At 66.1% G+C, this 12450-nt stretch carries 13 protein-coding genes; 9 read left to right on the plus strand and 4 right to left on the minus strand.

Annotation, left to right across the window (positions count from 1 at the left end):
• Positions 1-147: 147 nt before the first annotated feature.
• Both purB and ACHL_RS19195 read left to right on the plus strand, forming a co-directional pair.
• Entirely contained in the window at positions 148-1590 is a 1443-nt protein-coding gene (purB, locus tag ACHL_RS19190) for an adenylosuccinate lyase (protein WP_015938972.1), read from the plus strand.
• 142 nt (positions 1591-1732) lie between these two features.
• Positions 1733-2407: a histidine phosphatase family protein gene (locus ACHL_RS19195; RefSeq protein WP_015938973.1), complete on the plus strand. Its 675-nt coding sequence runs from the start codon at positions 1733-1735 to the stop codon at positions 2405-2407.
• Positions 2408-2436: 29 nt separating this feature from the next.
• Here the strand turns inward: ACHL_RS19195 and ACHL_RS19200 are convergent, their stop codons facing one another.
• Positions 2437-3312, minus strand: a complete 876-nt coding sequence (locus tag ACHL_RS19200) for a serine/threonine-protein kinase (protein WP_015938974.1) — start codon at positions 3310-3312, stop codon at positions 2437-2439.
• A 12-nt stretch (positions 3313-3324) separates the two neighbouring features.
• Between ACHL_RS19200 and ACHL_RS24265 the strand changes: the two genes are divergently transcribed.
• Positions 3325-3486 (plus strand): hypothetical protein, encoded by a 162-nt coding sequence (locus ACHL_RS24265; RefSeq protein WP_015938975.1) that lies wholly within the window; start codon positions 3325-3327, stop codon positions 3484-3486.
• A gap of 121 nt (positions 3487-3607) precedes the next feature.
• Here ACHL_RS24265 and ACHL_RS19210 read toward each other — a convergent pair whose 3' ends face one another.
• On the minus strand, positions 3608-4126 hold the full coding sequence (locus ACHL_RS19210; RefSeq protein WP_015938976.1) for a MarR family winged helix-turn-helix transcriptional regulator: 519 nt from the start codon (positions 4124-4126) through the stop codon (positions 3608-3610).
• Positions 4127-4291: 165 nt separating this feature from the next.
• Here ACHL_RS19210 and ACHL_RS19215 point away from each other — a divergent pair, with 165 nt between their 5' ends.
• The 5 genes from ACHL_RS19215 to ACHL_RS19235 all read left to right on the plus strand — a co-directional run bounded on the left by ACHL_RS19215 (position 4292) and on the right by ACHL_RS19235 (position 9485).
• Positions 4292-4795, plus strand: coding sequence for a GNAT family N-acetyltransferase (locus ACHL_RS19215; protein WP_015938977.1), 504 nt, complete (start codon positions 4292-4294; stop codon positions 4793-4795).
• A 60-nt stretch (positions 4796-4855) separates the two neighbouring features.
• A complete protein-coding gene (locus tag ACHL_RS19220; protein ID WP_015938978.1) occupies positions 4856-5290 on the plus strand; it encodes an acyl-CoA thioesterase in 435 nt (144 codons plus the stop codon).
• A gap of 169 nt (positions 5291-5459) precedes the next feature.
• Entirely contained in the window at positions 5460-6533 is a 1074-nt protein-coding gene (locus ACHL_RS19225; protein WP_015938979.1) for an extracellular solute-binding protein, read from the plus strand.
• 49 nt (positions 6534-6582) lie between these two features.
• The gene (locus ACHL_RS19230; RefSeq protein WP_015938980.1) at positions 6583-7662 is read left to right on the plus strand and encodes an ABC transporter ATP-binding protein; all 1080 of its coding nucleotides are present in this window, start codon (positions 6583-6585) and stop codon (positions 7660-7662) included.
• The gene (locus ACHL_RS19235) at positions 7659-9485 is read left to right on the plus strand and encodes an ABC transporter permease (RefSeq protein WP_015938981.1); all 1827 of its coding nucleotides are present in this window, start codon (positions 7659-7661) and stop codon (positions 9483-9485) included. Before ACHL_RS19230 ends, ACHL_RS19235 begins: the two co-directional genes overlap by 4 nt.
• A gap of 27 nt (positions 9486-9512) precedes the next feature.
• On the opposite strand, the gene ACHL_RS19240 is transcribed toward ACHL_RS19235, so the two are convergent.
• A complete protein-coding gene (locus ACHL_RS19240; RefSeq protein ID WP_015938982.1) occupies positions 9513-10568 on the minus strand; it encodes an FAD-dependent monooxygenase in 1056 nt (351 codons plus the stop codon).
• A gap of 68 nt (positions 10569-10636) precedes the next feature.
• On the opposite strand from ACHL_RS19240, the gene ACHL_RS19245 reads away from it, so the two are divergent.
• On the plus strand, positions 10637-11173 hold the full coding sequence (locus ACHL_RS19245) for a TetR/AcrR family transcriptional regulator (RefSeq protein ID WP_015938983.1): 537 nt from the start codon (positions 10637-10639) through the stop codon (positions 11171-11173).
• A 30-nt stretch (positions 11174-11203) separates the two neighbouring features.
• Here the strand turns inward: ACHL_RS19245 and ACHL_RS19250 are convergent, their stop codons facing one another.
• Positions 11204-12391 carry a 4-hydroxybenzoate 3-monooxygenase gene (locus tag ACHL_RS19250; RefSeq protein ID WP_015938984.1) on the minus strand — a complete coding sequence of 396 codons (1188 nt, stop codon included), beginning with the start codon at positions 12389-12391 and terminating at the stop codon, positions 11204-11206.
• Positions 12392-12450: the final 59 nt, after the last annotated feature.

Below are 12450 nucleotides of genomic sequence, written 5' to 3' on the forward strand. Positions count from 1 at the left end.
CGGGTATCCCGGACCTGTTCCGTACCTGCTGACAGGGCCACGCTACGGAAGACGGCGCACCAGCCTAAGTGCCGCCGTCGTCCATGTGGATAAGTAACGTAAGCGGCCCACTTAAGGCGCCGCCGGAGTTCGTGAAAGAATCAGCACATGCCTGAAACTGCCGCCACAGCTGATACCCGCACGCCCTCAGGACGCCTGGCCCTCGCCGCGTCCACGGAAAAAATCGCCCTGGGCCCCCTGGACGGCCGGTACCAGCCGGCAGTGGCCCCGCTGGTCGACTACCTGTCCGAGGCAGCGCTCAACCGGGACCGCGTGGCCGTCGAAGTTGAATGGCTGATCCACCTGACCAGCAACAACGTCCTCCCCGGAGCGGGCCCCCTGACCGCGGAGCAGCAGCAGCAGCTGCGTGCAGTCGTCACCGAATTCGACGCCGCTTCCGTGTCGGAACTGGCCGAAATCGAAGCCGTGACGGTGCACGATGTGAAGGCCGTGGAGTACTACATCGGCCGGCGCCTTCCCGCCATTGGGATCGAGAACCTGACCGCCATGGTCCACTTCGGCTGCACGTCCGAGGACATCAACAACCTTTCGTACGCGCTCGGCGTCAAGGGTGCTGTGGAGGACGTGTGGCTGCCCGCAGCCCGCGCCCTGGTGGCGCAGATCAGCACGATGGCTGAGGACAACCGCGCCGTTCCCATGCTGTCCCGCACCCACGGCCAGCCGGCCACCCCCACCACGCTCGGCAAGGAACTGGCGGTCATCGCGCACCGCTTGGCGCGGCAGCTGGACCGGATCGCGAAGACGGAGTACCTGGGCAAGATCAACGGCGCCACGGGCACCTACGCCGCGCACGTGGCCTCCGTTCCCGGCGCCGACTGGCAGCAGGTGTCCAAGTCGTTCGTGGAGGGCCTGGGGCTGACCTGGAACCCCCTCACCACGCAGATCGAAAGCCACGACTGGCAGGCCGAGCTGTACGCCGACGTGGCGCGTTTCAACCGCATCCTGCACAACGTCTGCACGGACATCTGGAGCTACATCTCCATCGGCTACTTCGCGCAGATCCCGGTGGCCGGCGCCACGGGGTCGTCCACCATGCCGCACAAGGTCAACCCCATCCGCTTTGAAAATGCCGAGGCAAACCTGGAGATCTCCTCCGGCCTGCTGGACGTCCTGGGCTCCACCCTGGTGACCTCCCGCTGGCAGCGGGACCTCACCGATTCCTCCAGCCAGCGCAACATCGGCGTGGCATTCGGCCACTCGCTCCTGGCCATCTCCAACGTGGCCAAGGGCCTGGAGCGCCTTGACGTGGCCGAGGACGTGCTGGCCGGGGACCTGGACACCAACTGGGAAGTGCTGGGCGAGGCGATCCAGATGGTGATGCGCGCAGAGGCGATTGCCGGCGTCGAGGGCATGGAAAATCCCTACGAGCGGCTCAAGGACCTCACCCGCGGCAACCGCGTGGACGCAGCCCGGATGCAGGAATTCGTGCAGGGCCTGGGCCTGTCCGCCGACGCCGAGGCGCGGCTCCTGGCCCTGACGCCCGGTAAGTACACGGGCATCGCTGACCAGCTGGTGGACCACCTCAAGTAAGCGCCCGGGGGCTGCCCCTACGCGTACGACGGCGGCGCCGGGCCCGGGAGGGTCCGGCGCCTTTCGTTTCCCCGCGGCGTGCCGTGCGGGCCGGGGTGCCGGCCGTTTCGGCGGCAACGCGGCGGAGTGCGAAACTGGGGGCATGAAGCTGCTGCTCATCCGCCATGGAGAGACTCCCGGAAACGTCCTCGGCCAACTGGACACCGCCCACCCCGGGCCGGGCCTGACCGAACTGGGCGAACGGCAGGCAGAGGCCGTGGCGCGGTCGCTGGCCAATGAACCCATCCGGGCGCTCTACGCCTCCACGCTGGTCCGTACGCAGATTACCGCGGCGCCGCTGGGCAGGCTCCACGGCCTGGAGGTCACGGTGCTCGACGGGCTCCACGAGATCGAGGCCGGGTCGCTGGAGAAACTGAACGACCACGAGTCGCATAAGCGGTACATGGGCACGGTGATCTCCTGGGCCGCCGGCGACCTGGACACCCGGATGCCCGCAGGACCCGACGGCCACTCCTTCTTCGAGCGGTTCGACGCCGCAATTGCGAGGGTCATCGAAAGGACTGGCGGCCAGGGGGACACGGTGGCGGTGGTGAGCCATGGTGCAGCCATCAGGACCTGGGCGGGGCTCCGCGCCGAGGGCATCGATCATGAGTTTGCGGCCAAGCATGTGCTGGCCAACACCGGAATCGTGGCACTGGAGGGCAACCCGGACAGTGGTTGGAAGCTGATCCACTGGGCAGGCAGCCCGGTGGGCGGGCTGGCCCTGGCCGATCCCACAGCCGAAGATCCCACAGGGCAGGACGTCAGCCGCCCGTAACACCGGCACTGTGCCGGTGTCCTGGCCTGCTACCGGGGAAGCACGCACCCCGCCGCGGCCACTGGCAGCCGAAGCCGCGGGGCACCGCGCAGAATCGCTGAGGCGGCCGGAGCCGGAGGAACCAGCCGGGCGGCCATCGCGGCCGCGGCATCCGCCGCCGGGCGTTCGCCGCTTTCCATTGCCGTCAGCGAGCTCAGGAAATGGTGCCACCGCGGCCCGAGGGACTCCGGTATGTGCGGACTCCTGAGCGTCCTGGCCACGAGCGACTCCACCGCCGTCCCCGGAAATGCCTTGGATCCGGTCAGCAGTTCCAGCAGGACCAGGCCCATCGCATAGACGTCCCAGGCGGGGTCGGCAACGCCACCCGCAGCCTGTTCCGGGCTCATGTAGTGGACCGTTCCGGACGAGATTCCCGGCTCCGGCGCCGTACCCGCCACCGCCGCTATGCCGAAATCGATGACCCTGACGGGGCTTCGCCGAAGCCCGCTCAGCATCAGGTTTCCCGGCTTGATATCCCGGTGCACCAGCCCTGCGGCGTGCAGGTGTGCCAGACCGCTGAAGATGCTCCGCGCCCACAACGCTACGGCGTCGGCACCATGGCGTTCTGCCCGCACAGCTTCGGACAGGCTGGTTCCCAATGCCAGTTCCTCAACCAGGAAGGCATGCCCCGGGCGATAGGTGCCGGCCGGCATGACTCCCTGATCGATGAACCTGACGATGGACGGGTGGCGCAGCGACGCGAGCACCCTTGCCTCGTTGTGGATGCGCCGATGGTGTTTGTCCGAGCTGTCGGCCGCCACCTTGACGGCCACGTCCGGACCTCCCGCCACATCCACAGCCCGGAAGACTTCGGCCATGGAACCGCGGCCCAACCGCTCCCGGAGCAGGAAGCGGCCGGCGATCACCGGGACGCCTGAATGGTTCCGCCGTACGGTACCCAGGCATCGAGCTGGAAACCGCACTGGCAGCGCCACACCGGCGGGAGCTTTACCGGTACGAATCCGTCCGGCTCGAACGAGTACCCCATGGCTGCCCGCCCTAGTGCGGGCGTCACCAGCTCCATGGGCGTGCCGCAGTGAACGGTATGCTCTGCTCCCCCAGCAGAGGTCTTCTCAAAAGTGATCAACGCGCTCACTACTCCATGTGGCAGTATTTTCTGGCTGATCCTAAGCATACATATAACTAGAACAACTAGCTAGTTTAGCTAGACAATTTGTGGTGCTCATCGTCCAGAACGCCGATGGCGTCCGCCATGCGCTGCAGGAACGCGACGACGATCCTCGCCTCCTCGGCACTCAGAGACTCCGCCACGGCCATCATCCGCCGATGCATGGCGCCCAAGGTTTCCCGGACTTCCGTATCCGATTCCACCGTGGGAACAACAACCACTGAGCGCCGGTCCGAAGGGTGGGCCTCGCGGCGGACGTGCCCGCTGGATACCAGCCTGTCAATCAGGGACGTCGTGGAGGCGCTGGTGATCCCGAGGAACTGGCTAAGGTCCTTGGGTACCACCGCCTTGCCGGAGGCCTGCGCGCGCAGGAGGTACCGGAGGGCAAGGATGTCGGTTTCGCCCATGCCCATGGAGTCGCGGGTGGACCTGCGGATGATGGTCTCCGCCGCCCGGTAGTCCCGCAGCGACTTGAGGACCGCCGCTCCGTAGTCCAGCTGCCCGTCGGGTCCGTACCAGTAGCCGGAGCCCTCGTTGCCTGTAAAAGCCATACCTATATCTTAGGCCAACTGCTAACTAGACAGCCAAGCTAGTTTGCGCTGCCGGCACCGCGGCCGGCATATGGCGTTATTCGGACCCTTACCGGCAAGAAACACCCGCGTAACCCGCCGCTCCTAGCCTTGATCTGCATAACCCTTCGGCGAATCGAGGCCTACATGCAGACCAATCCGCGGCTGAACATCAGGCAGGTTGCCTGGTCCCACCCTGTGGGCGCAGACCTTCGGCGCGCACAGCAGGCCGAACTCGACGCCCGCTTTGGTACTGCAGACCACGAACCCGGCCCTCCGCCGTCGGAGGCTGACTGCGCCGTCTTCCTGGTGGCGTACGACAAGGGGTCCGGCCAGCCGGTGGGCTGCGGTGGACTGCGGCTGCTGGATGCCAGCACCGCCGAAATCAAACGGCTCTACGTGGTTCCGTACACCCGCGGCTCCGGCGTGGCCAGTTCGGTCCTCGCCGCCCTGGAGGCGGAGGCCTACAAGCAAGGCATCACCCGCATCAAGGCCGAGGCCGGTTCTGCGCAGGCTGACGGGCGGAACTTTTATCAGAACTCCGGGTTCGAGCCGGTGCCCAACTTCGGCCCGTACATTGGCGTCAAGCACTCATCCTGCTATGCCAAGAGCATCAACTCACACAGCGCCGCCCACACAGCCATGGCATGACGCTGAAACGTGGGGCGTCACACTGCATGCGGGCCTCCGTGGCTCGGCTAATCTCGGCCTATGGAAACAGCAGACATCACCTTCCGCACCCGCAAATGGGTCCGGCCAGAAGACCTCAACGCCAACGGGACCCTGTTCGGCGGAAGCCTGCTGAAGTGGATCGATGAGGAAGCCGCCATCTACGCCATCCTCCAACTGGGCAATGGCCGGGCCGTCACGAAGTACATTTCGGAAATCAACTTCGTGAGCTCGGCCGTCCAGGGCGACCTGATTGAAATGGGCCTGACCGCCACGAAGTTTGGCCGGACCTCGCTGACCATGCGGGCGGAAGTGCGCAACATGATCACCCGGCAAAGCATCCTGACCATCGAGGAAATCGTCTTCGTCAACCTCAACAACGCCGGCACGCCGGAACCGCACGGATACACCGAAATCACTTACGACCGGGACAGGATCCCCACCCACCACCTGACCGAAACCCTGCAGCAGGACTGACGCTTCACCCCGCGTTCATTCCCAAACCCCCAGGCGTTCTCTTCGCTGGACCAACTTAGGCAGCCGGGCTGTTTATCGAATCGATAGCAATAGCAGCCCCGCATTCCGCATGCCCGGCTATAGGCTGTGCGGACATGCTCCGGTTCCAGTGCAGAAATGAGTCCTGATCGTGCGTAAATTACAGACCTTGGTTGCCGCCGCCGTCGCCGTCACCCTGCTTGCCGGATGCGGCGGAGAAGCCTCACCCGGAGCCTCGGGCGAGGCTTCTTCCGCCCCGGCCGGAGGATCCGGCGACACCCTGGTGGTGTACACCAACTCCAACGGCGAAGGCCGCGGGGACTGGCTGACCCAGAAGGCGGGCGAAGCCGGGTTCAAGATCGAGATTGTGGGGGCCGGCGGCGCCGACGCCACCAACAAGCTGATCGCCGAGAAGAACAACCCCATCGCGGACGTCGCTTTTGGGCTGAACAACATGTATTTCTCCCAGGTCAAGGCAGCGGATGCGCTGGAACCCTATGAGCCTGCCTGGGCCGGCGAGGTGGACACCCAGTTGGCGGATGGCGAGACGTACTGGCCGCTGGTGAAGCAGGCCATCCTCCTGGGCTACAACTCGGACAAGTTCTCTACGGATGCTGCGCCGAAGGACTGGACGGACCTGTGGACCAAGGATGAGTTCAAGGCCCGCTACGAGCGGGTCACCGGCCTTGGCACCGCCACCGCCCAACTCGTCTTCGCCGGCATCCTCAGCCGGTACCGTGACGATTCCGGCGACCTTGGAATCTCGGATGAGGGCTGGAAGCAGGTGGAACAGTACTTCCAGAACGGCAGCCCCGCCGTGGCCAAGACCGATCTTTTCGCCCGCATCGCCTCGGGCGAGGTGGATATGGGGCAGATGCCGTCCTCGATCATTGCCGACCGGGAAAAGTCCTTCAAGGTGAACGTGGAGACGGTCATGCCTTCCGTTGGCGTCCCCCTCGCGGTGGAGCAGATCGCCCTCGTCAAGGGCACCAAGAAGAAGGACCAGGCTCAGAAGTTCATCGATTGGTTCGGCAGTGCCGACGTGCAGGGACAGTTCGCCAAGCAGTTCAACGCCATGCCCGTGAACAAATCGGCCCAGGCACAGGCCAACCCCGAGGTGGTGGACTTCTTTGCAGACCTCAAGCAGCAGGACATCGACTGGGAGTTCGTCCAGGAAAACATGGGCGCCTGGGTGGAGAAGATCGAACTCGAGTACATGACGTAGCCCTGCGCCAGCCTTCCGTCTCCGCCCGAGTTCCACAGACAGGTTTGCCATGATCCGCTTGGACAGCATCAAAGTTTCCTTCGGCGACTTCACCGCCATCCCGCACCTGGACCTGCACGTCCGGCCCGGCGAGTTCTTCACGCTGCTGGGGCCTTCCGGGTGTGGAAAAACGACGGCGTTGCGCACCCTTGCCGGCTTCATCCAGCCGGCCGGGGGCACGGTCACAGTGGACGGAAAGGATGTCACCCGGCTTCCCAGCGACAAGCGGCAGGTGGGCATGGTGTTCCAGAACTATGCCCTGTTTCCCAGCATGAGCGTGTGGGAAAACATCGCCTTTGGACTCCGCGTCCGGAAGGAGAAGGGCGCCGAAAGTGACAGGATGGTCCGGGACATCGCCTGCCGGGTGGAACTCAGCGACGAGCAGCTGGCCAAGAACGTGGCCGAGCTCTCCGGCGGGCAGCAACAGCGGGTGGCGGTGGCCCGGGCACTCGTCCTGCGGCCCAAGATCCTGCTGCTGGACGAGCCGCTGTCCAACCTCGATGCCAAACTCCGCCATCAGCTCAGGCAGCAGCTTAAGGACCTGCAAAGCGAATTCGGCATCACCACCGTCTATGTCACCCACGACCAGGACGAGGCCCTGGCCATGAGCGACCGGGTGGCGGTCTTCAACAAGGGCGTGGTGGAGCAAGTGGGCACACCGCAGGAGATCTATGACCACGCCGCCACGGAATTCGTCTGCAATTTCATTGGTGACAGCTCCACCCTGACGCCGGAATTCGTGGCGCAGGTCAACGCCGCCTCCGGGGCCCGGCTCAGCACCCGGGCCAGCTCCTACCTGCGGGTGGAAAAGGCGTCCCTGGACGCACCCGCGGGAGGCGGCGCCGTCGGACTTTCCGCAAAGGTGCTGTCCCGGACCTACCATGGCCTGCACAGCAGGTACGTGGTGCGCAGCCACGGCGCGGACATCCGGCTGCTGGTGCGCGAGGACGGCGGCGCCCACCCCGAACCGGGTACGGAAACCACCGTGTACGTGCGGCCGGACCACATCCTGCAGTACCACCCCGAAACAGGCGCGGCCCTTCAGGAGCAGGACCGGCAGGAGCAGGACCAGGCGGTTGCCCTGCCATGAGCGGAACTCCCGTCCGCGCGATGGTCCGCTCCCCGTTCGTCCTGGTGGTGGGCGTCATCCTCACCTGGTTCATCGCGGCGTTCCTGGTGTGGCCCAACATCAACGTTCTGATTGCCACCTTCTTCCCTGACGGAAGTTTCTCGGGGCGGGCGGCGGAAAAGCTGTTCTCCTCGCAGCGCGCCATGAAAGCACTGGGTAACAGCTTCCTACTGGCGGTGGCCCTCTCCATCACGGTCAACGCCGTAGGAATCTTTATTGTGCTGGTGACGTACTACTTCAGGATCCGGGGCTCGCGGATCCTGTTCCTGGGCTACGCCACCACCTTCATCTACGGCGGCATCGTGCTGGCGGCAGGGTACAAGTTCATTTACGGCGACAAGGGAATCGTCACCTCATTGCTGCTGCAGGTGTTCCCCTCCATGGACCCCGCCTGGTTCTCCGGCTTCTTCGCGGTGCTGGTGGTCATGACGTTTGCCACCACTACCAACCACATGCTGTTCGTGGCCAATGCACTGAAGGGGGTGGACTACCAAACCATAGAAGCGGCGAAGAACCTTGGCGCCTCCACGTGGACCATCCTGCGGCGGATCGTCCTGCCCATGCTGAAGCCCACGCTGTTCGCCGTCACTATCCTGTCCTTCCTGACCGGACTCGGTGCCCTGAGTGCGCCGCAGGTCCTGGGTGGACGGGAATTCCAGACCATCACGCCCATGATCCTGACGTTCACCAACAGCCCCACGTCGCGCGACCTGGCGGCCCTGCTGGCCGTCATCCTGGGCTTGGCCACCATGGTGATGCTGGCGGTGATGTCCCGGCTGGAGAAGGGCGGCACGTACTTCTCGGTATCCAAGGTGTCCTCGGAGCTGCAGAAGCAGGACATCACCAACCCGGTGGCCAACGTGGCCGTCCACGCCCTGGCGTACCTGCTGTTCGCGGTCTACACGCTGCCGGTCCTGCTCATTGTGCTGTACTCCTTCGCGGACGGCGCCGCCATCCAGACCGGGCAGCTCTCGCCGGGCAGCTTGACACTGGACAACTACGTCCGGGTGCTGACGCAGCCGGCCGGATTGCGGCCGTTCGTTGTCAGCGTGGTGTACAGCGCCCTGGCGGCGCTGATCGTGGTGGGCGGCCTACTCTTTGTGGCCCGGCTGCTGCAGAAGTACCGGAACTGGGTGGCGTCAGTCTTTGAATACCTGCTGCACATCCCCTGGATCCTGCCGTCGGCGCTGTTGGCCCTGGGCCTGATCATCAGTTACGACCACCCGAATCCCCTGGTGGGCGGGGCGGTGCTGACCGGGACCACGGTGATCCTGCTGATCGCCTTTGTCACCGTGAAGATCCCTTTCACGCTGCGGATGCTGAAGGCGTCGTTCGCCTCGGTGAATTCCTCGCTGGAAGAAGCGGCCGCCATCATGGGCGCCAAGACCCTGTACGTGTTCCGCCGGATCCTGTTGCCACTGGTGCTCCCGGCGGCAGCAGCCATCACCGCCCTGAACTTCAACAGCCTCCTGGACGATTACGACACCGCCATCTTCCTGGCCCACCCGTTGGTCCAGCCGCTGGGCCTGGTCATCAAGGCGAACACGGACGGCGCCGAGGGCACCGAAGGCGTCGCGAACACCTTCGTGTACACCGTGCTGCTGATGGTCATCACCGGCGTCACCATGTACCTCGTCTATGGAAGGTCCGGGCGCCGCCGCGGCCGGAAGCGCCTGCCGGAGGTTCCACCGCAGGGCAGCATCGGGGCCGCCGATGTGCCGCCTGCCTCCGGACCAGCAGCGTCCGCCGAAAACAGCAAGGTCCCTGCCGCGCCCGTGCGGTGACGCGGAGTTTGCTGGTCCGGGCGCGGATCAACCCGCAGAACCGCGGACGACGGCGGCGCGCGAGTTCCGCCGTCGGGCCAGGCCGAGCAGCCGGTCCCGGAGCGGCTGCGCACCTTCCGCGAGCGCGATGCGGCCCATCGCCGAGGAGGCCAGGCTCAGGGCGCGGGTCCGGAGCCGCCGCTGCCTGCTGTAACTGCGGAGCGCCTGGGCTTCGGGCAACGTGTTGAGGAGGTCACCGAGCGTCACCGCATCCACCAGGGATTCGCAGGCGCCGCGGCCCAGGGTGGGCATCATGGCGTGCGCGGCATCGCCGATCAGGACGTTCCGGCCACGCACGTAGGAGCCCAGCCGAGGAACCGTCCACAGCCGCTGGACCAGGCACTCCTCCGGGGTGGCTGCGGCGAGGGTGCGGCGGATGGCGGGCGCATGGGTGGCATAGCGCTCCCGGGCCTGGTCCAGTACTGAGGCGGCGTCAATGCCGTAGGGGCCGGCCCCGGACCGGTAGCTGGCGTACCAGAAAGACCCGCCCCGGGCGGCGGCCATGCCGAAGAGATCACCGCGGCCCCAGTACTCGCCCACCTCATCCTGGCTGACGGAAGTGGGGAGGGTCCCGCGGAGGGCCAGGTACGGGGTGAGGCGGGCGTCCGTGGCGGCACCCCATGCCTCCCGCCGGACCACGCTGTGCACTCCGTCGGCGCCCACCACCAGTCCGCCGTCCCCGGGAATCCCCCGGACATTGCCGGTGACCCGGCGGACGGTCCCCGGGACGGCCGCGTTGAGCAGCTGCAGCAGGTCCACCCGGGAGATGCCGAACATGTCCCCCGCATCCACCGTGATCCACGGCTTGCCCTGCGCATCCCGCACCGAGCCGCTGCCGATTACCGGGCTGGCGGCTTTCGCTTCGTCAAGGATGCCGAGCCGTGCCAGTGCACGCTGGGCATTGGGCCACATACCCAGGGCGTTGCCCACCGCGGGCAGCTCCGGCCGCTTCTCGTAGACAGTCACCTGGAACCTGTCCGGGTCCAGGCAGGTGGCCAGGGCCAGCCCGGCAATGCCGCCGCCCACAATCGAGATCGTTTCCATGGGCTCAATTTACTACTTTTGTAGTAGTCCGGGAAGAGGCCGGTGCCCCCTGTTACTAGACTGGGGCCATGCCCGACCGCCGGACCCAGCTCCTCGACGCCGCCCTGGCAGTGGTGGCAGACAAAGGGATGAAGGGCCTGACCCACCGGGCGGTGGACGCTGCGGCGGAACTCGCCGAAGGGACCACCTCCAACTACTACCGGAGCCGGGCCACCCTTGTTGACGCCGTACTGGACCGGCTGCTGGAACTGGACGCCGGCCTCCTGCGGCAACAGGGGGCGGCAGGGCCGCCACGGACCGTCGATGAGCTCGCCGGCCAACTGGCCGCCACGGTGGTGGCGCTGGCCAGGCAGCACGGGGGGATCAGCCGGGCACGGATGGCCTTTTCGCTGGACCGCCCTGAGGCGGTGACCGCCGGCCACCGACTGCTGGTGGGCAACCTGGAACTGGCCCTCACTGCCATGGGCGTGGCGGATGCAGCGGCCCGCGCGCGGGACGTGGCGGACTACGGGGACGGCCTCCTGCTCCACCTGCTCACCGTCAGGCGGGACGAGCAGCCGGACGTGGCCGCCGTCGCCGCCACCATCCGGCGTCTGCTGGCCTGAAAGACACGCGCCCGCTGCTGGCGTCCGGCCTTAGCCGCGGCCCGGCCAGCCGGTGTAGGCCTCGGCGAGGTAGGCCATGCCGTGGCGTGACGAGACCACCGAGTTAAGTTCCCCCACCTGGCGGGCGCGGGAGAAATCGCCGGCGTCAGCGGGGGTGTGCAGCATGGTGGTCATCCAGTAGGAGAACTGCTGTGCCTTCCACACCCGCTCCAGCGCTCGGTCGCTGTACGACTCAAGCAAACGGTCCGAGCCGGAGTTGTAGTGGCTGTCCAGCCCCTCAAAAAGGACCTTGACGTCGTGGACGGCCAGGTTGAGGCCCTTGGCACCGGTGGGCGGGACGGTGTGCGCGGCGTCGCCGGCCAGGAAGAGATTGCCGTGGCGCATGGGGGTGTGGACGAAGCTGCGGAACGGCAGCACCATCTTTTCGATGACCGGGCCTTCCTTGAGCTCGAAGCCGTTGCCGTTGACCCGGCTGCGGAACTCTGCCCAGATCCGGTCGTCGTCCCAGTCGGCCACGTTTTCCTTGGGATCGCACTGGAAGTACATCCGCTGGACGGCCTCGGTGCGCTGGCTGATGAGGGCGAAGCCGTTGGCGGAGTTGGCGTAGATCAGTTCGTCCGAGCTGCGCGGTGCCTCGGCGAGGATCCCAAACCAGGCGAAGGGGTATTCGTGGAAGTACCACTTGCGGTTGGCCTCGGGAATCTGGAAGCGGCAGTGGCTGCGGGAACCGTCGGCACCCACCAGGAAGTCCGCCTGGATCTCGAATTCGGCGCCGTCGGCGTCCGTGAACCAGACCTTGGGCTTGCCTTCGAGGTCATGGACGGAGGTGTCCGTGACGCTGTACCGGACGTCGCCGCCGTCGTGCGTCCTGCGTGCGGCAAGGTCGGTGAAAACGTCTGTCTGCGGGTAAAGCCACACGGACTCACCCACCAGGTCCTTGAAGTCGATGCGGTGGCTCTCGCCGTTGAAGCGCAGTTCAATGCCGTCGTGCCGGTCGCCGTGGGTCAGGACCCGGCCTGAAACCCCGCTGTCCACCAGGAGGTTGACGGTGCCGTGCTCCAGGATCCCGGCGCGGACGGTGCGGGCGATTTCGTCATGGCTGCGGACCTCGATCACCGTGGACTCGATGCCGGCCTTGGCCAGCAGGTGGGACAGCATGAGCCCGGCCGGGCCGGCGCCCATGATGGCTACCTGGGTGGTGATGGTTTTCCGTGCCATTGTGGTCTCGCTTCGTTGCGGGCCCGGAGGCCAGAGGATTGCTTGGCACCCAGTGTGGG

The organism is Pseudarthrobacter chlorophenolicus A6, from assembly GCF_000022025.1.
GTDB lineage: Bacteria > Actinomycetota > Actinomycetes > Actinomycetales > Micrococcaceae > Arthrobacter > Arthrobacter chlorophenolicus.

Bases quoted from the DNA above. Each gene is read 5' to 3' on its own strand.
- purB (WP_015938972.1), top strand. From the start codon at position 148: ATGCCTGAAACTGCCGCCACAGCTGATACCCGCACGCCCTCAGGACGC.
- ACHL_RS19195 (WP_015938973.1), top strand. From the start codon at position 1,733: ATGAAGCTGCTGCTCATCCGCCATGGAGAGACTCCCGGAAACGTCCTC.
- ACHL_RS24265 (WP_015938975.1), top strand. From the start codon at position 3,325: ATGGTTCCGCCGTACGGTACCCAGGCATCGAGCTGGAAACCGCACTGG.
- ACHL_RS19210 (WP_015938976.1), bottom strand. From the start codon at position 4,126: ATGGCTTTTACAGGCAACGAGGGCTCCGGCTACTGGTACGGACCCGAC.
- ACHL_RS19215 (WP_015938977.1), top strand. From the start codon at position 4,292: ATGCAGACCAATCCGCGGCTGAACATCAGGCAGGTTGCCTGGTCCCAC.
- ACHL_RS19220 (WP_015938978.1), top strand. From the start codon at position 4,856: ATGGAAACAGCAGACATCACCTTCCGCACCCGCAAATGGGTCCGGCCA.
- ACHL_RS19230 (WP_015938980.1), top strand. From the start codon at position 6,583: ATGATCCGCTTGGACAGCATCAAAGTTTCCTTCGGCGACTTCACCGCC.
- ACHL_RS19235 (WP_015938981.1), top strand. From the start codon at position 7,659: ATGAGCGGAACTCCCGTCCGCGCGATGGTCCGCTCCCCGTTCGTCCTG.
- ACHL_RS19240 (WP_015938982.1), bottom strand. From the start codon at position 10,568: ATGGAAACGATCTCGATTGTGGGCGGCGGCATTGCCGGGCTGGCCCTG.
- ACHL_RS19245 (WP_015938983.1), top strand. From the start codon at position 10,637: ATGCCCGACCGCCGGACCCAGCTCCTCGACGCCGCCCTGGCAGTGGTG.
- ACHL_RS19250 (WP_015938984.1), bottom strand. From the start codon at position 12,391: ATGGCACGGAAAACCATCACCACCCAGGTAGCCATCATGGGCGCCGGC.